This is a genomic window from Nostoc mirabile CHAB5784, from assembly GCF_020829645.1.
Classification (GTDB): Bacteria; Cyanobacteriota; Cyanobacteriia; order Cyanobacteriales; family Nostocaceae; genus Nostoc; species Nostoc mirabile.
Genome location: NZ_JAIVFS010000017.1, coordinates 66,534 through 86,754, shown reverse-complemented (window position 1 = coordinate 86,754; position 20,221 = coordinate 66,534). Strand labels below are relative to the sequence as shown.

The window sequence follows — 20,221 nt, the reverse complement described above, 5'->3', positions numbered from 1 at the left end:
AATGATAGTCTAATTCCTAACTTAGGTGATCCTATGGGTGTCGAACTAATTTCTATTTATGTTGACAATTAGATAGCTTGCTGGTTTAGCGGAATTACAATTACAATAAAAAAACATGAGTGGCAAATTAATTGTATTTGAAGGGGTAGAAGGCTGTGGTAAAACCAGCCAAATGCAGCTTTGTTCTGAGTGGTTGAAAAGTCTGGGTATTTCTGTAGTTCTTACTCGTGAACCAGGAGGAACAGAGTTAGGCTTACATCTTCGCCGCTTGCTATTAGAGAAGACGGAGGATAAACCAGTTGCACAAGTGACAGAACTTTTGTTGTATGCTGCTGACAGATCGCAACACGTTGAACAAGAACTCAAACCGCAACTGCAAGCAGGGAAATATATTTTATGCGATCGCTACACTGACTCTACCATTGCCTACCAAGGATATGGTCGCGGTCTTAACATGAGTTTAATCAATCAGCTTAATCATATTGCCACTGGTGGTTTAGAGAGTGACTTAACTATTTGGCTAGATGTTGATGTCGAAGTAGGACTAGCCCGGAAACGGGGAGATGGAATAGGATTAGACCGCATTGAACAAGAAACAATCGCTTTTCATCGGCGCGTTCAGCAAGGATACGCAGAGTTAGCAGCATCCTATCCCTCAAGAATTATCCAAGTAGATGGCAGCTTGAGTAAAGAAGCTGTACAACAAGTAATTCAAGGAATTTTGCGCGTACACCTGAAGGGGTTGCTATAGGCATCGCCTCAAATTTTGAAGGCAAAATTTTTTGAACGTAGGCACGATAGAGGAATATTACCAAAAACACCTCTAAATATTACAGGTTTCTCAAGTAAAGCGGATCGCCTTTACCCCAATGTCAACACTCCTGCTGGAAAATCTGCTACTAGTCGTTTTGTCTGCAACCAACGCACACCCAAAAGAATGCTACCCTGATCATCTCCACCCAGAACTTCTATGGTGAACTTTTCTCCATCTAAAAGCACGGTTCCCTCATAAAGACTAAGAGGCTGTTTGAAAAGTCCTTTTGTTAGTAGCAAAAAGTTTTAGATCCCCCTAAATCCCCCTTTTCAAGGGGGACTTTGATTCTAATTCCCCCCTTTTTAAGGGGGGCTAGGGGGGATCAACGAGTACTTAAAATCACAGCTAACCACTTTTCAAACAACCTCTAAACCGTGCTTCTCCCCATGCTGTTTGCATATCTCGTTGTTCATTTGTGTTAAGAATCCATCCTAAACTTAGAGCATCTTGGTTATCAATTGCTAGAGTGCCAGTAAATCCTGTATCTAGTAGCGCCTGTACTGGGATAATATCACCATCAGCAGCTATCAAACTAATTTCAAAAATTAACTCGCCTTTACTGTTAAACTCTCCGAAAATCATATTTTGCCACAGGCTCCAGTCTCATTGATTCGCATCATGAGACGCAAAGTATCACCAAATTTATCACGAGCCTTTGTTCTGGCAACATCCTCATTTGGATCTATAAAATAGTCTCCACTCTCAGGCTCAATGACTATAAACCAGTCGTAGTGTTCTTTAATTAACTCTGGTTGAACTCTATCAAATACTACTCGACAACGCTGATAAAATACCTCATCTTCAGCTTTGCGTCTGGCTCTTTCTTCTGGTGATAGTTGACGTTCTGGAAATACTCTTCCTCGACGTGGTGTGTGATTAGAAGATAGCTGTGTCATTTGGTTTACTATTTGATTGGATAAGAGCCTCTTACTTTCTATATATTGATTATATCTGAAGCGATCGCCAGAAATTAGTTATAGCAAGGGACTCAATACTTGGGACTCAATACTTGGGACTGGGTGAAAAGTCTTTTTGTGTCTAAATTTTATCATCTGTTGATGTCCTAATCACCAAGGCTTTTGCTATATCAATATTCTTTCAGATCAAGCTCTCTTTTTAAAACCTCATATTCATCAATCAAAATTAGGACTTACGCAAAATATCTCTTAAACTCTGATTTCTCCGTGTACTCTGCGCCTCTGTGGTTCGTTATTCCGTAACTCTTGCGTAAGTCCTAAAAATGTCAAAAAAAAAGCGATCGCTGCTTTTAAATAAAGAGCGATGCCTGCGGCGGGCTGCGCCTACGCTAATTTGTAAATTAAAAAATACAGCTTAAGCAGCAACAGGTTCCAACAATTTAATATCAGAGAAGATAAATTCTTGAATAGAAACTTGTCCTGCTGTCTCGGTGCGAATCTCCCGACGATTTAGAATGAAATAGTCACCAACTTTTTCATATTCATCGATAAATTCGCTTCTACCGCCCTTTTGTTCCCCTGTTTTGGGATCATGGTACACAGAGTCATAGCTGTGGGATAGGTAGCCTGACCCGGTGTCATGACTGCTGAAGGTGTCAATTGTCACGTAAGTACCGTGGATTAACCGGTGAACATGGCATACTTCATTATTGCGGACTTTGTATTTATCGCCCTCAGCCTTACCACCCATTAAAAGCTCAACCGCACCAGTTTCGTCAGTTTTACCATAGCTAAACGTATTGGCGCTGTGGGTGTCTTCAAAGCTGCGGCGGATGCGGTGAATTGCTATCTCCCAGGCTTGACCATGAATTGCTTGCTTTGCTGGCTCGTCATCTACATCCAAAACTTCCGCTTTCAGATTGGCGTTGATGATCACTTTACCTGTAAACACTTTATCATCTTGCTTAAAGGTAATATTTGCGGTATAACCAGGGAAATTTTTGTCCCAAGTGTAGCGGTTCTCATAAGCAGCCCGGAAAAGTTCCTGAGCAGAGAGTTGTGTAACTGTCATGTGCTTCTCCTAGTCGCTACTGTAATTAGCGTTTTAGTTTCCTTGGTATTAGCATAGAAGTAATTGTTGAGGCTTGGATAGTCCCCAACTGGGTACACTTATGGTTAATTCTCTCCACGCTGTATTTCATGCGATCGCCAATGTCCAAAATGAGCAAGAATTAAGACTAGCTCTCACGGATAAAATTGGTGAGCATTTTGGCGTGCAAAATTGGGGCATTTATTTCCTAGATGAGCAACCAACGGCCCAAATCGATGTTCAGGCTATTCCGGCAGTATGTTTAGAAAGTAATCCTGTCGGGCGCTACGTGGTTGAGCGTCACGCTCCCGCCCATGAACAGTTATTATTATCACCAAAAGACTGGAAGCATTTTTGTTCGCGTTCCGATCACGAACATGTGATGACTGGGCCAATTGTTTGCAATGGTCGTCTTGTAGGAACGCTTAATTTGGCTCGTGACAAGGGAAATCCTGCTTTTAATGGCAACGATTTAGCTGATTTGAGTGCCTTATGCATTCATTTATCAGCAAAAATGGCAACTCTACGGACAAAACCAAAAATATCCCATTCTCTTTTAGTAAATCCTCTAACAGCGCGTGAGTTAGAAATTGCCGACTTAGTGGCGCAGGGGTTAACAAACGCGGAAATTGGGGAAAAACTTTGGATTACGCAAAATTCCGTCAAACAAGCTTTGAAGAGGATGTTTCGTAAGTTGAAGGTTTCGGCGCGTGCAGAAATGGTGGCAAAGCTACAAGATATACAAGTTTCTTAAACCCCTTGATTCATCTCCAGTCGCACAGAAAGCCAAACTTAAACCTCATCTAAGTTGAGAACCGTAGTTTTTGCCCTCACCCTAAATCCCTCTCCCAGATATGGGAGAGGGACTTTGAAATTCTGGCTCCCCTTCTCCCAAATCTGGGGGATAGGTTGGGGGATGAGGGCAAATCCTTTTCATCACCGAAGAACTACAGGTTTCAAGATAGACGCGGTTTAATTCTAGCTGCTGAATTATTTATTGATAAAGATAATTCAGAGAAGCCTAAAACGATGTATTTTCATTAATTCACACGATCAGAAATTTTTCGAGTGCGTAGCGTAAAGGCAAAATTGTTAGAGATGTCTCTACCAAAGATTTTGGACTTAACTGAACGGTATTGCTGCTTAAACCACAAGCGTTTTTGCTTTTTTTAGTGCCATTCGATGCAGGGGTGATAGACTCAGAGATCATTTATAAAGCAATACGCTTGGGTTAAGGAAAATTGTAGGTTGGGTTAAGCAAAGCGCAACCCAACAAAGCCCCGGAAATGTTGGGTTTCGTTCCTCAACCCAACCTACACAATTTAAGGTTTTTGGCGCTAACTGAACTGTATTGATTTATAAAGTAAACCTTAAATTGTAGGGTGCGTTAAAGCAGCGCGTAACGCACCGTATTTAGTGGTGCGTTACGGCTAATATCATGTCCGCTTGATTACTTATTAAACCCGAAGAACCCCACCCCGCCAAAGCGTAGCTTTGTCTCCCCTCCTGCTTGCGGGGAGGGGAGATTTTGGGGAGCCAGTGCGGTCTTGGGGTCTCCCCAAGTGGAGCCGGATAGCGTGTGGGGTGCAATGACTGTGGAAATCATAACTAATTATACGGACATGATATAATTCATACTCTCAAACGCTTAAATCCTTACATAGCCGTAACACACCCTACTTAATATTTACTTTATAAATGGCCTCTCAACTCTAGACTCGACTATGCAAATATGATGTCTTCGGCAAGAATGAAACTAGAATTGGTATTCAAAGTAGCAAACTGAGTGGAATTAAAGCTCAAAGCACCTGTAGTGTTGTTGTAACGGAACTGGCTTGTGGAAGTTGCGCCAAAGGTAGAGCGAATAAAAATTTTATCTCTGGACAAATGAGAAAAGTCTGTAATAGTATCAATCCCCTCTGATACAGAGTTGAATAAAAATCTATCAGCGCCAGCACCACCAGTTAAAATGTCATTGCCACCAAGACCGCTAAGGTTGTCATTACCAGCGCCACCACGTAGCGTATTATTCCAACCTGCATCACCAACAATAGTGTCGTTGTATTGGCTACCAATGATATGGTCAATTCCGCCCAATCTGTCTCGTGTACCGAAACCATCATTAGTAGCGAATCCTGAGCCTCCAAGTGTAACATTTATCCCTTGTGTTGCACTTGAGTAGTCCCCAGTATCTTCACCTAAGCCACCATCTAGAGTGTCATTACCAGTGCCACCATTAAGGGTATCGTTACCATTACCGCCGATGAGAGTGTCATTGCCACCAAGACCACTAAGGTTGTCATTACCAGCGCCACCACGTAGCGTATTATTCCAACCTGCATCACCAACAATAGTGTCGTTGTATTGGCTACCAATGATATGGTCAATTCCGTTCAATTTGTCTTGTGTACCGAAACCATCATTAGTAGCGAATCCTGAGCCTCCAAGTGTAACATTTATCCCTTGTGTTGCACTTGAGTAGTCCCCAGTATCTTCACCTAAGCCACCAATTAGAGTGTCATTACCTGCCTTGCCATCAACTATGTCATTGCCAGCGAAAGCATAAATAATCTCAGCATCTGGGGTGCCCATGATGTTGTCATTGTTGGGAGTACCGTAGATTCTACGAAATGGATTAACCGAACCAACACCTGTTCCGTAGATGTCTCGAATTCCCTTAATGTCATCATCATACAGGAACGCGGTTCCTAAACCAGAATAACGACCAGCGACAAATGGATTCATGATAGCATTAGTGCCGCCCTCCTTAGCTGAAGGTTCATGGTCAAGCCCTAGAGCGTGACCAATTTCGTGTACTGCTACTTCTAAGATGTCAGTTTGATTAGAATCAAATTTTAATGTCCAGGTCCCACTGCTGTCGAAGTGAATATCACCACCTACACCATAACTTGAACCGGGGGAGGGAGGATAGGCATGTGCCACCTCAGTACCATCATCTATCGTATGGTAACCAAACCGTATTTGAGGATGGTTAGCTGCGGGGTAAGGATTGTCCGATGGTGGAGGGCCACTATCAGGTCTCTCCACAAAAATTAGCGGTGCATAAGTTGCCCACAGCTTTAATGCCTCTTCTATTGCTGAAGTCAGTGTACTTACAGCAAGACCTCCACGTAAGTTGCCGTCTAGCAGATTACTGTAGCTATAAGTAATAGTGATTGGTGTTCCTTTTCCAGAGGGTTGTGGCCATTTGGAACCGCTCTTCTTGAAGTTCTCCGGCTCTAGAGGTGTGTGTACTAGGTCAATGCCCTTACCGCCAAAAAGCTGGTGATTGCCGTCGCTGCCAGAGACGGTATCATTGCCAGGCAAAGCATAATTAATGTCAGCGCCTGGGGTGCCGATGATGTTGTCATTGTTGGCAGTACCGTCGATTCCACGAGAAGCAAGTGGCTCAACCGAACCAACACCTGTTCCGTAGATGTCTCGGATTCCCTTAATGTCATCATCTAGCAGGAACGCACTTCCTAAACCAGAATAACGACTAACGTCAACTGGATTCATGATACCGCTATTGACTAGTTCATGGCGAAGCCCTAAAGCGTGACCAATTTCGTGTACTGCTGTTTCTAGGATGTCTTCTTGATTAGAACCAGGTTTTATTGCCCAAGTCTCACTGCCGTCGAAGTGAATATCGCCACCTTGACCATCTGTGGTTGAGGGATAATAGGCTTCTGCCAAAGCATCACCACTACTACCATCTATCGTAGAATAACCAAACCGTATTTGAGGATGGGTAGCTGCGGGGTAATAATTGTTCGATGGTGCAGGGCCACTATCAGCTATCTCCACAAAATTTAGCGGTGCATAAGTTGCCCACAGCCTTAATGCCTCTTCTATTGCTGAAGTCAGTGTACTTACAGCAAGACCTCCAGGTAAGTTGCCGTTTAGAAGATTACTGTAACTATAAGTAATAGTGATTGGTGTTCCTTTACCAGAGGGCTGTGGCCATTTGGAATCGCCATTAGGGAACGTACTCGGCTCTAGAAGTGTGTATTCTAGTGGGTAAATTGCATCAGCATGAGCTTGGCTAGTTCCAAGGCTTTGTTCCTCTCCAGTTCCCGGCTCAACTAATAAATCAGACTGACTAACTCTTTCAGAAACAACAGATTTAACCGAATTTTCTGGTAATATGCCTAATAAAGCATCATTTTTGGGAAATGCACTAAGCATGAGTTGTGTTTTCTCCTAATACCGTTTATCTGTGAAGCTGCACCATATTTACCCCCCGCCTTTGGCGTCCCCTTTCCCAAGCTACGGTGTACAGACAAGTATAGGCCACAAGGGTTCCAACACTTCCAGCCCCATAAATACCCAAATTTGGGGCAACTGGAAACTCCATTTATCCCGCTAATTTTTAGGGCTAGGGCAACGAAACCAAGTTTTAGGTAGGATTTCAATACTTGTGTGTACACCATAGCCTTACCAAGGGGAGCCAGTGCGTTGGGCGGCTCTGCCGACTTGAAGCATCTGGCGTGGAATTACAGGGGTCGAATTCAGCGCATCTTTATATAGAATTGGTATAACCCTTGCAGAATATTTAGCTCTTTCTAGCTCGCTTCCAATTGACCGGAACCGAAAAGGATACAGAGCAAGTAAATTTATTTATGGGGATCAAAAATGTTTGAATGCGTGAATGCGTGAATGCGTGAATTCGGAGCGTTCGCGCAGCGTCTCGTAGAGAAGCGACGTGACCCCCTTTTTTTGAGTACCCGTCTTAATCTGTCGGGACTCAGTTTAAAACAGTTATCAGTTATCAGTTAAGCTGTTACGTATACAACTTGCATTATCAGGGCGGGCAAGATGCCCACCCCACAATCATATTGAAAAAAATATTAGTGCAAATTGAAGGCGCAACAGCTTATCAGTTATCAGTCCTCAAGGCATACTGTGGGGGATAAATGTTGCGCCACCAAGGCCTGACACCTGTAGGTGGGGGACAAAAACTTGCGAGATAAATAGATAACTGTTCACTGTTCACTGTTCACTGTTAACAGTCCTAGACTTGTGTTCTGAACCAAAGTCCTTGTGTTCTGAACCAAAGTCCTTGTGTTCTGAACCAAAGTCCTTGTGTTCTGAACCAAAGTCCTTGTGTTCTGAACCAAAGTCCTTGTGTTCTGAACCAAAGTCCTTGTGTTCTGAACCAAAGTCCTTGTGTTCTGAACCAAAGTACTTGTGTGTACACTGTAGGCTTGCTAAGGGGAGGGGAGACGCACTCGCGTTCGCTATCGGCATCGCTTCTCAAAATTAGCATTCTTTAGATGCAACATGCAGTAGGGGCGCACAGCTAGCTGTACGCCCCTACTAAATGACTATATTTTATGCAACTGAGAAAGACTACAATCTATCATCTGCAAGGGTAAGCGCGTTACCCAAGTATTAGAATTCGGTGGTTGAACACCAGCGTCCCTATTATTACTCTTTGTATTGGCGAAAAGTTATTAGTACTTGCTGCCAATAGAATATTGTAACGCATCTAGAGTCCAACTTTGTTTGAGACATCTTTGGCTGCCTCTGCCGCACTGTCGCCTACATCACTAGCAGTTTCTTGAGCGCCCTTTACGTATCCAGATCCAAACTCTTTAAGGGCTTCTCCTGACTGTTGCCCAATCTTCTGAAGTCGTTCACCAGGAGAACCTTCCGTTTCACGAGCGTCCTTATACCACTGCCCTACTGTTTTCGGTCTTTGGGCATCATTTTGCTCTACCTGTTCGCGAACTCTCTCCTTTAAGCCTTTATCATTCTCCCCAGAACTAACATTCGTCGTCAGCACTAGAAAACCAACTACGACAACAGCCAAAAAAGATTTTACCTGAAGTCCTTTAAGTAGGGAACTGATGTTAGCAATCGTCCCAGAAATCAAATTTATCATGCCAATTAGCTTTTTTTTGACTACAAATAAAGATTAACTATAGAAAGGTAATTATCCTTCTAGCAAAAGGCATATTTTAGTTAGGAAAAATAAATATATTTTAAATCTTTAGGAAGAGGCAATTTGTTTGACGTTAATTGGTCATTGCGAGCGGAACGCAGTGAAACAAAGCAATTGCAAAGTACAGATGTTGCGATCGCTTCATTTTGCAACTCTTAGAAAAGCTAGCGCGTTAAGCGAAGCTATGCCGTTGACTTTACTCTTCATTCGCAATTGACTTGTAACGATTTTGGTAAATTTGCTTGCATTGGGATGCTCCTATCTTTTCAATCTACTAAAGAAAATCATTATGTTCAAAAAGCTTTTTAATGCTCAATAACAGCTTTTTTAGGAGTCTCTCTTTCTGTTTATAAGACCTCTTGCATAAATCAAAAATAAAGAACCCCACCCCGCTCTTCGGGAGGGGAGCTAAAGCGCAGCTTTTGCGGGGTGGGGTTCCGGTTATTATGGTTAATTACCCGGACATCATATGAGTGAAAGCCTTGATATTTACACCCTAGCCCACTTAGAAGCTTCTGGTGATCGCATCACCAAAGCATTAAATGCACAGTTAATTTCTAAGTAGATATTTGTCATTTGTCATTTGTCATTTGTCATTTGTCATTGGTCATTTGTCATTAGTTCTTCTCCCCCTGCCTCCCCTGCTCCCCCTGCTCCCCCTACTCCCCACTCCCCACTCCCCACTTCCCCAAGATACCTTTGCAATAAACCAATGACAACTTCTGGTATTTCCAAATGAGGTAATATTCCTGCATCTGCGATCGCATAAAAATCTTTAATTGCACTTGTATTTAAATTTGCCAAGCGTTGTCCTAATTTGATGCTGGTAAATTGTGCCCTTTCTCCCCAAAAGATGACAGTAGGAATTGTCAGTTGTTTAATATATAAACTCAGATCAAAGTAAAGATCGCCCCGCAAAAATGACAAAGCGGCAAACTTGGCATTAGGCTGTTGTGCAGAGATTAAATAAGCCTCCACCATTTCTTGAGAAACTCGTTGTGACTTGGCAAACAGAAAACTTTGTAAAAAATTTCGGACTGCAATTTCATTTTCAGCACCAAGCATATAAATAAAATTGTCCAACAGAGGCGTATTGATCACCGAAAGCGGAAGTCTGCGTCCAGCACCCTGCCCAAAATCATCAAATCCAGAAGGGGACACCAAAAACAGCGCTTTGAATAAATTGGGTTGAACAATAGCTAAACGAATAGCAAAAGCGGCTGTCAGAGACGATGCTACCACTGTCACTGGTTGACGACAAGTTTCAATGATAAACTCTGCGATCGTGCTGAGATAATCCCTAATTTTATAATCCCGGACTGGATGAGCCGATTCTCCCCAGCCGATTAAATCGGGAGCTAAAATGTGGTAATTAGAGGCAAAAGCCGGGTAAACTTTAGACCATTCATACGCAGACGCCCCACCACCAAAGTTATGGAGAAACAGTAGTGGAGGTAAATCTTCAGTATCAGCAAATGCCCAAGGTGCATTCGTTTGGGTATAGTAAACCATTGCCCCCAAGGATGTATGGATAAGTTTATGTCCAAAGCCAGGAGGTTGAAACTGAAGCATAAAATTAAAAAGTATAGTTTAATGGCACTTTACCCGAAGGCAAAATTACGAGGTATAAAGTCAAGCTTACCGATAAATATCAGAGTAAGTAAACTTTTTGTCTTTTAAGCTATTTCATATTTAATTCGCATACAATTCATCCTTGCTTTTGATTACTATCTCCTGTGATCTGAACAACTTGATTTAAGTTATCACCACTGATGTGATAGGCTGCCCCAAAACCAACTACAAAACGACCTTCACTCGGAGTTAGCTGGAAAATCCTAAAGTCAGACAAGCCGCGCAAAACCTCGATAATTTGACCAAACCGCCCTTGAAATTGCTCAACAATTTGATTCCACTTGTCAGTTTCACGCTCTATCAAATTTGCTGTACAATCAAAACTCAAACGACGACGGGCAAAAATTAGATTACTCTTGGCTTCATCCTCGATAAATAAGACACTAACATGAGGATTGTCATAGAGATTTTTGGTATGAGTTGAAAGACCACTGACGTAAATGTAGATGTTTTTGGAATCATCTATTACAAAGGGAGTATAACTAGCATTGGGTATTGCCTGTGCGTTCACGGTGCTAATAATTACACTCTCTAATTTTTCTGGAAACTTTTCGTACTCAGCTTGAATGTTTTCAAGTTGGCTCATAAATAAATTACCGTTTGATTAGGAACACCTCATTAAGTATCCTAACGTGATTAAGCGATGTCTACGATGGTCACTGACTTGTACTGAGCGACTTGCCTTGAGCGAAGTCGAAAGGAGTCGAAGTAGCTTGTCGTACCACTTCGTGGATCTTGCTACGCGCAGCGTCTCCAAGAGTTGTGCGGGCTATTCTGCGTCGCATGGAATGCCAAAGAGTTGGCTTAATTGTAGCTAGTGTCCCTCATTGAAGGGAATAGGTTACAGGTATCTCCTGTACCCTTTCCCCTAATTAAAGCAATTCAGCATTATCCAAGCTCTGAGTACCGGAGGATTTGGAGAAACAAACATTGGGCTAAACTTAAGAAAGTTATGAGGACGCAAATATGACTGACAAAAATCGTTCTCAATGGGATTTAGGCAGGTTTATCGAAACCCTGACTTACTTTGAGGTAATTCCTTTCCTTAACTGGGTACAGCAGTTAATCCAAGGCCGTCCTAAGGATAATCAAAATAGACCCAATGGAGGAAGAAATGTGGGTGTAATATTAGTAGCAGGTGCAACAGGTGGTGTAGGTAAACGAGTGGTGCAGCGATCGCTCGAACAAGGTTATAAAGTTCGCGCACTAGTTCGAGACATTGACAAAGCCCGGACAATTATTGGTAATGATATAGACTTAGTAGTTGCGGATATCACTCAACCAGAAACTTTAACTCCTTTAGTTATGGCTGATATCCAAGCTGTAATTTGTTGTACAGCAGTACGCGTGCAACCAGTTGAGGGAGACACAGCAGATAGAGCCAAATATTATCAAGGTGTTAAATTTTACCAACCAGAAATTGTTGGCGACACCCCAGAAAATGTAGAATATCAAGGTGTTAAAAACTTAGTCCAAGCGGCGGCAAAATATCTACCCCAAGCAAACGAGAAACCGATATTTGATTTCACAAAGCCATCAGCAGAATTAAAAGATTACTGGGGGGCGCTGGATGATGTTGTCATGGGTGGCGTGAGTGCCAGTAATATTCAATTAGTAGAAAATACAGCTTTGTTTGCTGGTAATGTCTCCACCGCTAACTCTGGCGGATTTGCTTCTATCAGAACCAAGAATTTTGATCCACCCTTCAACTTATCTGATTGCGAAGGTGTGAAATTGCGCGTCAAAGGTGACGGACAACGTTATAAAATATTCCTGCGGACAGATACAAAATGGGATGGTATTGGCTATAGCTATTCATTCGATACCATAGCTAATACCTGGATAGATGTTCACATTCCCTTTGCAGATTTGATTCCCGTGTTTCGGGCAAAAGTTGTCAAAGATGCGCCGCCAATTGAGCAGAATAGAGTTTGTTCATTCCAACTGATGTTGAGCAAATTTGAATATGATGGCGCTTTGAATCCTAAATTTTCTCCCGGTGGTTTTGCTTTGCAGTTGGAATCAATTAAAGCTTACGGCGGTGCAACTTTACCACAATTTATCCTCGTCAGTTCAGCAGGCGTGACTCGTCCTGGCCGCCCTGGCATTAATTTAGATGAAGAACCGCCAGCAGTGAAATTAAATGACCAATTGGGAGGAATTTTAACTTGGAAGTTGAAGGGAGAAGATAGTTTAAGAGAAAGCGGAATTCCTTATACGATTGTTAGACCTTGTGCCTTAACTGAAGAACCAGGAGGGAAGGAATTAATATTCGAGCAAGGCGATAATATTAAGGGCAAAATCAGCCGTGAGGATGTGGCAGAACTTTGCGTGCGATCGCTAAATTTAGCAAAAGCTTGTAATGTCACGTTTGAAGTAAAACAGGGAGATAATACTGTTAACTCTATCGATTGGCAGAAGTTATTTTTTGATTTAGTAAAGGATAAATAAGTGAAGTGACTACAGACTTATACTCTGTAGCCATCCCAACATATCCTGTCTAAATAGACTGTTATGAAAAAAATCCAAGTGCTAATATTTGCCGGGATTTTAGCAACAATTCTCTGGGGTGGGTTATTTGGAAACACTGCTTCATCCCAGCAAGTGCAGTCCCGCATCTACAACCTGGAAGCGGATTTAAATCGTGTTGAGTCACGATTAAACCAGATAGAGTCTCAACTGGGTTCAAGTCGCCAGTCTTCATCCCCAAGAACAACACTTACCCCACGCCAGTCAACTGGTTCCAGAAGGAACTTATCACAGCAAGATCCGATGTTTGATCGGCTGGCAACTTTGGTGGTTGAATTGAAGCAACAAGTCAACAAATTAGAGGCGCGAGTTTCTAATTTAGAAACTCGCTGAATATTTCAATTATTCTATCTAGTTTTCAAAACTTAACCTCTGCCTTTAACACCTTGTTATTACCAACATTTTTTAAATCTTGGGCTTCGTCACCATTCCCGCCTCGGAATAAATTCCTCTTGCTTATAGCTAAAGTCCTCTAAAGAGGACTAAATACAAAGTTTTCAGCCATGTAGAAGGCTATCTTATGTAATATCAAGTTCAGGTGATTTATAATAAAATCTATCAATGTAGGTTGGGTTGTAGCAAGATCCCCATAGGGGTACGGCAGTGAAACCCAACATGAACAAGGATCAAGTATTGGGTTATCCTACAGGATCTTGCTACGTTCCTCAACCCAACCTACAGATGTTATAAGTGTTTAACCGAACCTGATATAAAAGAGAAAATTTCAGTCCACTTGAGTGGACTTTAGCTATAAGCAAGAGGAATTTATTCCGAGGCGGGATATCGGGTGAGCGCGACACTTTGACTGTTACAAAAATGTGGGTAACGACAAGCTATAAAAGAAAGGAGCGGTAGAACCAGTTTTCGTAATTACATCGTGTAAGCTGGCTTCAACTTCCGCAGGAAGTTAAGCATAGCTGAAACCACAGCATCCGGGGACTCAATTAAGAAGCCATGACCCCCACCGTTGAGGACTAAAAGTTCAGCGTTAGGAATGCCTTGAGCAAGTTGCTGGGAAAACTTTAGCGGGGTGAGAATGTCTTGTTTAGCAACTAGAACTAGGGTAGGACAATGAATTTGTTGTAGGCGGTCTGTTGTGTCAAAGTCAAGCATGGCTCGGCTGTGATGATAGAGTGAATGAGCCGCAGGTGGGAAAGGATATCTGATTGCAAATTCAATCAAACCTTCGATCATCCCAGGAATCGAGTAGAACGTATCTGTAAATATCCAGGGTAATACGACTTTTTCATAAAGTTTCAAGTCTACATTTTTGCAGAGGTCGCCCCAAGTCTCGATGATGCTGTTGAATAATCCATCACCCTTTGCCAAGGATGAAAGTAGTATCAGACTTTCTACCTTTTCAGGATGTGCTAACACTAACTCTTGGGCTATCTGGCCACCCATTGAATGACCTGCTAAATGCACTTTATCGATCGCAATATAATCGAGCAATGCTGCAACGTCATTAGCCATCTGTTTCAGACTATAAGGGTTTTCGGGAGCAGAACTTCGCCCCATACCTCGGTTGTCTAAGCGAATGACTTGATACTGCGAAACCAGCGATGGCATAATCAGCGACCAATAGGCATGATCGCAAAGGAAGCCAGCTATTAATAGCAAAGGCTCACCAGTTCCCTTAATGTCGTAGAACAAATCAATCCCGTTAATCTGAACTTTGGGCATAGTCAATTATTCTGCTAAACCTTTTCTTAAGGGATTTCCAAGAAATAAATTATCCAAATAAACGAACCACTCCAGACACAGAGAACACAGAGGAATAAGGAGGAGAGAGTTTTTTCGCCAGTTTTTTGAGTATTTTTTTATTCAGAAGTCCCTAAGCAGGGATGGACAAGGCTACACTCCTACGTCTTAAATCTCTCGTCCACTGGAATTTGATAGCCGTTGGCGAGGCGATTGGTCATGTTGGCAGTGGCTGCGATCGCCATGAGTTCCCCGAACATGGTATCATTCATGCCCTTGGCCCGCGCCCCTGCTGTGTGCGAGGCAATGCAATACTCACAGCCATTCGTCGCACTCACGGCGATGTAAATTAGTTCGCGCATCAGTGGATCAATCTCACCAGGGCCAGTCATCACTTCCTTCACCGCTTGCCAAGTTCGTTGCAAGGTAGGGGGATGATTGGCTATAGCTTTCCAAAAGTTATTGATATAGTCATTCTGCCGTGTAGCGCAGATGTCGTCATATACTGCCCGGACTTCGTCGCTGGCTTCTTCGTATTCAATCAGCTTAGTCATCGAAAATTTGGGTAGAAACCCCGTCCTTTTATAGATACCAAAATGTAGGATACTACGTTTTTACCTGCGAACATTAGCGGTGATGAAATTCGACCTCTTTTTCCAGAATCTTAATATCATAAGTGCCAAAGAAATCGTGACCCAGTAAGCCGATGCTTGCTTTTGGTGCGATCGCTATAATTCGTAATTCGTAATTCGTAATTCGTAATTCGTAATGGGCTTCTCTTCGAGACGCTAAACGCGAACGCCCCGCAACGCTTTCGTAACCTGAGTTCGGGTTAAGCCAGAAGCTAAAAAGCTTATTCTGTAAGGATTGAGCAAAACTCTAAGTGATAAAGGAAGCGATTAAAGTGTAATCATTTTGTCAATAAGGCTCACAAATAAGTCTAATATCAACAATATGCCTTATTGAGAATAGATTAAAACAGAGCTTCAGATCGAACAATGATAAATCAAGGGTTTTGAGGATTTCTTATCCCGAACTCAGGTTAACGTAAATTTTGTTTTGTAATGGGGATTTAACCCCAACACAAAACAAAATTTTTATTGAACCGGGGGACTTAAACCCACGGACAGGAGTTAAATCTAGCAGAGTAAGAAGTTAAATAAGATACATTTGTGATTATTCAAGGGTTTCTGCTGCATGTACAGCAGTTGCGATCGCATTTTTAACAGCAATATCCTTTTGTTCTAAGATGATATTTTCACTAACAGTACGCCCAGCAACTACACCACAAACAGCAGCAGCAGCAAAATTATACACTCCTGCCATTTTGAATAATGTGCCGCATTCCATCTCATAATTTAAGATATTTAATCGCCGATATTCTTCTGTAATACCATGCAGCGATCGCATTAAATTTGGATTCGCTGAATCAGTGCGTTCTTGTCCTTCGTAAAAAGTATCAACTGATGCTGTAATTCCTATGTAATGTTCAACCTTTAATTCTCGCGCTGCTTTAACTAAAGCAACTGTGAGAAACGGATCGGCTGCGGCTGGATACTCCACAGGTGCAATGTCATTTGCTGCACCTTGGCGACACAATGCTGCACTGCTAATAACAACGCTACCGACTGCTATATAAGATTGAATGGAACCACAAGTTCCAATGCGAATAATTTGCCGGATTCCTACTTGTATTAACTCATTGACAACAATACTTAATGAAGGCGCACCCATACCACTAGTAGCTGATAAGATGGTGCGACCATTAGGTAAGTATCCTACGTAGCTATTGAGTCCGCGATTCTCCGACAACAAGCGCACATCTTGTAAATAAGTTTGGGCAATTAGACGCGATCGCTCTGGATCGCCAGATAATAGGGCAATGCTGGGAGGCGATGAACCTAAATCGTCTTGTCCAAAGCCAATGTGATAGAAACGTTTATTTAGCATAGAGTGAAAAATTAGCGATCGTTTTTGCTTGGGTTTAAATCATCTCCACCATTTAGAGGATCAATACTATCTAGTTGATTTGGCGATATATTGGAAGCGACTGTACTATTTTTTAAACCACTAATAGCTAGTTGATTTGATAACCTGTTTAAACTACGTACATCGGTTGCTAATTCATTAGTAACTGGTTGATATTCAGGGTTATCTCGGTTACCTCCTGCTATTTCTTCTGCTTTGCCTATAAAATCCTTTGCAAGCCTTTCACTAAAACCAACAACGAATGCTATTACAAAAATCAGAGACCTTTGTTGGTCTTGAGATGATTGTTGGTTGGTAGTTGGATTTAGCTTAAATACACTGGGATTAATAAACATTAATATTATTCCAGAGTTAATCAAGGCTAAAAACAAAACAGCAAATGCTCCTCCGATCATTGGTTTAAAAGCACCAACAAGGAAAGGAGTTAGTGGATCAGAATATTTCTTCTTCTGAAATTCTTCAATTCTGATTAAAATACTGATAATGCTACCTAATGTTCCTGCCGAAATAGCTAAACTTAGTTGAAGAAGAAATTCATTATACTTCTCATTTACAGATTGCCTTTTGCTATATTGTGCATTTAATTCAGCAAGATTATTATTGAGTGTTGTTAGCTCTGTACTTTTAAATTCAGTATTCTTTTGTGAGATTATAGTTAACTCTTTAATTTCCTCTTTGCTTTGTTTCAATTTATTAACATCATTCTCGGAAGTAGAATTTGTGTTTTCTGATTGGTTTTGTTGTTCAGCTTTGTTTTGAATTTGCTCTACCCGGCTATCTGTATATCTCTGGATCTCTTTGATTTCATTTTGTAATGCCTTCTTGTTTGTATTATAATTATTGTTATTATAATAATTAACAACTTCTGAAAAAATCCAAAGTCCGGCAAGAGAAGAAGAAGTAATTCCTCCATATATAAAAACGGCACTTATAAGTCCAAAAATTACTTTAGTCGTTGTTGATGGTGAACGGTGGACTGATAAAAATGGGTTGATGATAAATCCTGTGAGAGGATGTTCATATTTGCAAACAATTTGTTCAACATCAAATCTAATAGCCTGAGCAATATTTATATTCGATGATGATTCACGCAGAGCTTCTATTGCAAATATTAAAGCTTTAGAGAGTTCAGTCAGTTCTCTTTGAATTTTATCCCTATTGTCAGGTATAACTATTCTCGGTATTTTGTTCCACCAAATATTTTGCGGTGTATTTCTATTAATGAGTTTTTGAAGCCTATTAAACAATATAATGATTTGAGATATTTCTTTTCCTGCTGCTACTAAACCTTCTTGCTTAATTGGATCTGCAAAACTATTTAAATTATTTTTATAAAAATCCTTTATAAGTGCCTGAATAAGTGTCCTACTTTCATCTAAATTCCAATGATTATCAGTTATATTTTGATTAGAAACCATTTTGCCTCCAATTATTTTCTAAAGTTTATAGGTGTATCTGTGAATAGGTTTGAGGGAATTGGCCAAGATACTCAATCACTTTGTTTTTGCTTATTTGCTGCTTATATCCACATTATTCTTAGCATGGAATATACGATTGGGCAGTGAATAGTACACTCAAGGGTACTTTTTGTGTAGACGCAAAGAAAGCTGTTTGTCGCCAGACATCGCTGCGGTTATTCTAGGTAGAACCAGCTTCACAGGTGGCATTGCTATTATTCCCAGAACTGCTTCTTCGGTAAACTGAATGGATACTCAGGAGTTTTTTGTGCCTACTTTGAGAACCCTACAACCTGGAGATGAAGCATCGCTGGAAGAATTTCTCTTGCAACACAGCGATACTTCTATGTTTTTGCGCTCTAATTGGCGAGTTGCGGGACTACTTGACCAAGGTGCCAGATTTCAAGGAACTTACATAGCAGCCTACATAGATGAAACTATAGTGGCAGTTGCAGCCCACTTTTGGAATGGGATGATCGTAGTCCAAGCCCCTGTACATCTGCAAGAGGTGGTGCAAGCAGTTGTGGCACAATCTGGACGTGCTATTTCTGGAATTAGTGGCCCAGCAGCACAAGTCGAAGCGACAAAAAGCATTTTGGGACTTAGCAACCGACTGACTCAGCTTGATGAGGCTGAGATATTGTTTTCTCTAGCATTACGAGACTTACAAATACCTGAAGCTTTAGCATCAGCAAAGGTGCAGTGTCGTTTGCCACATCCAGAGGAGTTGGAGTTACTGGGCGAGTGGTGCGTTGCTTATAATGTGGAAACTTTAGGACGAACAGATACTCCCAGTTTAAGACTTGCTTGCGATCGCATCATTGAAGCCCGTCAAGCTACGGATATGCATTGGGTTTTAGTAGCAGGAGACACCCCAGTTTCCTACTCTGCTTTCAATGCCAGCTTACCTGATATTGTGCAAATTGGTGGAGTGTGGACACCGCCAGCGCTGCGGGGTAAAGGCTACGCCAAAAGTGTAGTAGCAGGCTCGTTGTTAGATGCGCGATCGCTCTTAGTAAAACGTGCCATCCTGTTTACAGGTGAGAATAACCAAGCAGCCCAAGCCGTTTATCGAGGAATTGGCTTTTTGCCTACTGGCCAGAAGTATGGCTTAGTCTTATTTGAAGAAACTCAGGCTTGAGAAATATTGGGTTAAACGTTGGAGGCGCAACACCTTACGCCCTTGTTATCCATTTATAATTTCCCTTTTTCTGGATTTGCTGGAATTGATTTTGTATTCTTTACTGAATTGATCGTAATACTTGAACTATGAGCCAGTATCGCTTCAAACAGTCCTTCTCTGATGATCCCACCTTAAGCGATAAGCTTTTTGACTTGATGGAAGTCACATTTCCCGGACTCAGCAGTTTAGCAGAATGTGCAAGAAAACTTGGTGCATCTTGGGAAACAGCTTCAACTCCGTTTATTCGCTTTCATGATGATATAGCTATTACCCATGTGGGAGTGTTAGAAATTCCCATGCAAATTATGGGACAAAAGCTCACTGTCGGAGGAATTCATGGAGTAGCTACCCGTCCAGAGTTTCGCAGGAGAGGGTATTACCGCGAAGTAATGAAAGAAGTGCTGGAATATTGCCATCGCCTTTATGAAACCCTGGTACTGACAACACCACAACCAGAGTTTTACTTACCTTTTGGCTTTTGTGTAGTCGAAGAACACATCTTCAAAGTTAAGTGTAACTCTACAGGTAGCACTGATAGCTTCAGAACACTGGATTTTACAGATACCAAAGATTACACATTGTTACACAGACTTTTGGAAACACGCGCCCCTGTCTCTAATATAGTTGGCGTAGTCAAGGAAAAACCTGTGTTCTGTGTCAATGAAGGAAGTCGTCCCTTATACTATGCAGAAGATTTAGATTTAATCGCCTGTCTGGAGATAGAAGATACCCGACTTCATCTTTTTGATCTAGTTACAACGCAGATATGTCCTTTGAAGAATATTCTTGCTAAGATACCTCAACCCATTGAAGAAGTAGTGATTTACTTTAGTCCAGAACTTCTTGATGTCAAAGATGTGCAATCATTCCCCCATGTATTTGATGAAACTGTGCTGATGGTTCGTGGTAAATTTGCAGCCGAGGGCGAGAAATTTATGCTGCCGCGTTCTGCAAGGTGTTGA

The 20,221-nt window shown here is 41.7% G+C and carries 19 protein-coding genes and 1 pseudogene; 6 read left to right on the top strand and 14 right to left on the bottom strand.

All coding sequences use genetic code 11. The annotated features are described in order from the left end of the window. Nucleotides 1–115: 115 nt before the first annotated feature. On the top strand, nucleotides 116–751 hold the full coding sequence (gene tmk, locus LC653_RS13830) for a dTMP kinase (RefSeq protein WP_229495022.1): 636 nt from the start codon (nucleotides 116–118) through the stop codon (nucleotides 749–751). 110 nt (nucleotides 752–861) lie between these two features. Here the strand turns inward: tmk and LC653_RS13825 are convergent, their stop codons facing one another. The 4 genes from LC653_RS13825 to LC653_RS13810 form a co-directional block, all read right to left on the bottom strand. Continuing rightward, a complete protein-coding gene (locus LC653_RS13825; RefSeq protein WP_229495021.1) occupies nucleotides 862–1,053 on the bottom strand; it encodes a hypothetical protein in 192 nt (63 codons plus the stop codon). Nucleotides 1,054–1,159: 106 nt separating this feature from the next. Next, complete coding sequence (locus LC653_RS13820) at nucleotides 1,160–1,396, bottom strand: hypothetical protein (RefSeq protein ID WP_229495020.1); 237 nt, start codon at nucleotides 1,394–1,396, stop codon at nucleotides 1,160–1,162. After that, on the bottom strand, nucleotides 1,393–1,710 hold the full coding sequence (locus tag LC653_RS13815; protein WP_229495019.1) for a hypothetical protein: 318 nt from the start codon (nucleotides 1,708–1,710) through the stop codon (nucleotides 1,393–1,395). The genes LC653_RS13820 and LC653_RS13815 overlap by 4 nt, the downstream gene beginning before the upstream one ends. Nucleotides 1,711–2,146: 436 nt before the next feature. Further along, nucleotides 2,147–2,803, bottom strand: a complete 657-nt coding sequence (locus LC653_RS13810) for a DUF3386 domain-containing protein (RefSeq protein ID WP_229495018.1) — start codon at nucleotides 2,801–2,803, stop codon at nucleotides 2,147–2,149. Between the two features lie 100 nt (nucleotides 2,804–2,903). Between LC653_RS13810 and LC653_RS13805 the strand changes: the two genes are divergently transcribed. Beyond that, the gene (locus tag LC653_RS13805) at nucleotides 2,904–3,575 is read left to right on the top strand and encodes a LuxR C-terminal-related transcriptional regulator (RefSeq protein ID WP_229495017.1); all 672 of its coding nucleotides are present in this window, start codon (nucleotides 2,904–2,906) and stop codon (nucleotides 3,573–3,575) included. Nucleotides 3,576–4,543: 968 nt separating this feature from the next. On the opposite strand, the gene LC653_RS13790 is transcribed toward LC653_RS13805, so the two are convergent. The 5 genes from LC653_RS13790 to LC653_RS13770 form a co-directional block, all read right to left on the bottom strand. After that, a complete protein-coding gene (locus tag LC653_RS13790) occupies nucleotides 4,544–7,009 on the bottom strand; it encodes a matrixin family metalloprotease (RefSeq protein WP_267923049.1) in 2,466 nt (821 codons plus the stop codon). Nucleotides 7,010–7,813: 804 nt separating this feature from the next. Next, the gene (locus tag LC653_RS13785) at nucleotides 7,814–8,071 is read right to left on the bottom strand and encodes a hypothetical protein (protein WP_229495016.1); all 258 of its coding nucleotides are present in this window, start codon (nucleotides 8,069–8,071) and stop codon (nucleotides 7,814–7,816) included. Between the two features lie 241 nt (nucleotides 8,072–8,312). Then, nucleotides 8,313–8,708, bottom strand: a complete 396-nt coding sequence (locus LC653_RS13780; RefSeq protein ID WP_229495015.1) for a hypothetical protein — start codon at nucleotides 8,706–8,708, stop codon at nucleotides 8,313–8,315. Nucleotides 8,709–9,368: 660 nt separating this feature from the next. After that, nucleotides 9,369–10,340, bottom strand: a complete 972-nt coding sequence (locus LC653_RS13775) for an alpha/beta fold hydrolase (RefSeq protein WP_229495014.1) — start codon at nucleotides 10,338–10,340, stop codon at nucleotides 9,369–9,371. Nucleotides 10,341–10,476: 136 nt separating this feature from the next. Next, on the bottom strand, nucleotides 10,477–10,986 hold the full coding sequence (locus LC653_RS13770; RefSeq protein WP_229495013.1) for a HugZ family pyridoxamine 5'-phosphate oxidase: 510 nt from the start codon (nucleotides 10,984–10,986) through the stop codon (nucleotides 10,477–10,479). 380 nt (nucleotides 10,987–11,366) lie between these two features. On the opposite strand from LC653_RS13770, the gene LC653_RS13765 reads away from it, so the two are divergent. After that, a complete protein-coding gene (locus tag LC653_RS13765; protein WP_229495012.1) occupies nucleotides 11,367–12,851 on the top strand; it encodes a CIA30 family protein in 1,485 nt (494 codons plus the stop codon). 63 nt (nucleotides 12,852–12,914) lie between these two features. Then, the gene (locus tag LC653_RS13760; protein WP_229495011.1) at nucleotides 12,915–13,262 is read left to right on the top strand and encodes a hypothetical protein; all 348 of its coding nucleotides are present in this window, start codon (nucleotides 12,915–12,917) and stop codon (nucleotides 13,260–13,262) included. A gap of 537 nt (nucleotides 13,263–13,799) precedes the next feature. Here LC653_RS13760 and LC653_RS13755 read toward each other — a convergent pair. From LC653_RS13755 to LC653_RS13735, 5 genes and pseudogenes are all read right to left on the bottom strand, one after another. Next, nucleotides 13,800–14,612 (bottom strand): alpha/beta fold hydrolase, encoded by an 813-nt coding sequence (locus LC653_RS13755; protein ID WP_229495010.1) that lies wholly within the window; start codon nucleotides 14,610–14,612, stop codon nucleotides 13,800–13,802. Nucleotides 14,613–14,791: 179 nt separating this feature from the next. Further along, complete coding sequence (locus tag LC653_RS13750; protein ID WP_229495009.1) at nucleotides 14,792–15,184, bottom strand: carboxymuconolactone decarboxylase family protein; 393 nt, start codon at nucleotides 15,182–15,184, stop codon at nucleotides 14,792–14,794. A 73-nt stretch (nucleotides 15,185–15,257) separates the two neighbouring features. Further along, nucleotides 15,258–15,362: pseudogene (locus tag LC653_RS13745) on the bottom strand (retropepsin-like aspartic protease family protein); the annotation flags it as partial. 444 nt (nucleotides 15,363–15,806) lie between these two features. Beyond that, the gene (locus LC653_RS13740) at nucleotides 15,807–16,580 is read right to left on the bottom strand and encodes a nucleoside phosphorylase (protein WP_229495008.1); all 774 of its coding nucleotides are present in this window, start codon (nucleotides 16,578–16,580) and stop codon (nucleotides 15,807–15,809) included. 11 nt (nucleotides 16,581–16,591) lie between these two features. Next, complete coding sequence (locus tag LC653_RS13735) at nucleotides 16,592–18,037, bottom strand: hypothetical protein (protein WP_229495007.1); 1,446 nt, start codon at nucleotides 18,035–18,037, stop codon at nucleotides 16,592–16,594. A gap of 286 nt (nucleotides 18,038–18,323) precedes the next feature. Between LC653_RS13735 and LC653_RS13730 the strand changes: the two genes are divergently transcribed. After that, nucleotides 18,324–19,217 (top strand): GNAT family N-acetyltransferase, encoded by an 894-nt coding sequence (locus tag LC653_RS13730; protein WP_229495006.1) that lies wholly within the window; start codon nucleotides 18,324–18,326, stop codon nucleotides 19,215–19,217. Between the two features lie 128 nt (nucleotides 19,218–19,345). Next, the gene (locus LC653_RS13725; RefSeq protein ID WP_229495005.1) at nucleotides 19,346–20,221 is read left to right on the top strand and encodes a GNAT family N-acetyltransferase; all 876 of its coding nucleotides are present in this window, start codon (nucleotides 19,346–19,348) and stop codon (nucleotides 20,219–20,221) included.

Bases quoted from the DNA above. Each gene is read 5' to 3' on its own strand.
- tmk (WP_229495022.1), top strand. From the start codon at position 116: ATGAGTGGCAAATTAATTGTATTTGAAGGGGTAGAAGGCTGTGGTAAA.
- LC653_RS13820 (WP_229495020.1), bottom strand. From the start codon at position 1,396: ATGATTTTCGGAGAGTTTAACAGTAAAGGCGAGTTAATTTTTGAAATT.
- LC653_RS13815 (WP_229495019.1), bottom strand. From the start codon at position 1,710: ATGACACAGCTATCTTCTAATCACACACCACGTCGAGGAAGAGTATTT.
- LC653_RS13810 (WP_229495018.1), bottom strand. From the start codon at position 2,803: ATGACAGTTACACAACTCTCTGCTCAGGAACTTTTCCGGGCTGCTTAT.
- LC653_RS13805 (WP_229495017.1), top strand. From the start codon at position 2,904: ATGGTTAATTCTCTCCACGCTGTATTTCATGCGATCGCCAATGTCCAA.
- LC653_RS13790 (WP_267923049.1), bottom strand. From the start codon at position 7,009: ATGCTTAGTGCATTTCCCAAAAATGATGCTTTATTAGGCATATTACCA.
- LC653_RS13785 (WP_229495016.1), bottom strand. From the start codon at position 8,071: ATGCCGATAGCGAACGCGAGTGCGTCTCCCCTCCCCTTAGCAAGCCTA.
- LC653_RS13780 (WP_229495015.1), bottom strand. From the start codon at position 8,708: ATGATAAATTTGATTTCTGGGACGATTGCTAACATCAGTTCCCTACTT.
- LC653_RS13775 (WP_229495014.1), bottom strand. From the start codon at position 10,340: ATGCTTCAGTTTCAACCTCCTGGCTTTGGACATAAACTTATCCATACA.
- LC653_RS13770 (WP_229495013.1), bottom strand. From the start codon at position 10,986: ATGAGCCAACTTGAAAACATTCAAGCTGAGTACGAAAAGTTTCCAGAA.
- LC653_RS13765 (WP_229495012.1), top strand. From the start codon at position 11,367: ATGACTGACAAAAATCGTTCTCAATGGGATTTAGGCAGGTTTATCGAA.
- LC653_RS13760 (WP_229495011.1), top strand. From the start codon at position 12,915: ATGAAAAAAATCCAAGTGCTAATATTTGCCGGGATTTTAGCAACAATT.
- LC653_RS13755 (WP_229495010.1), bottom strand. From the start codon at position 14,612: ATGCCCAAAGTTCAGATTAACGGGATTGATTTGTTCTACGACATTAAG.
- LC653_RS13750 (WP_229495009.1), bottom strand. From the start codon at position 15,184: ATGACTAAGCTGATTGAATACGAAGAAGCCAGCGACGAAGTCCGGGCA.
- LC653_RS13740 (WP_229495008.1), bottom strand. From the start codon at position 16,580: ATGCTAAATAAACGTTTCTATCACATTGGCTTTGGACAAGACGATTTA.
- LC653_RS13735 (WP_229495007.1), bottom strand. From the start codon at position 18,037: ATGGTTTCTAATCAAAATATAACTGATAATCATTGGAATTTAGATGAA.
- LC653_RS13730 (WP_229495006.1), top strand. From the start codon at position 18,324: ATGGATACTCAGGAGTTTTTTGTGCCTACTTTGAGAACCCTACAACCT.
- LC653_RS13725 (WP_229495005.1), top strand. From the start codon at position 19,346: ATGAGCCAGTATCGCTTCAAACAGTCCTTCTCTGATGATCCCACCTTA.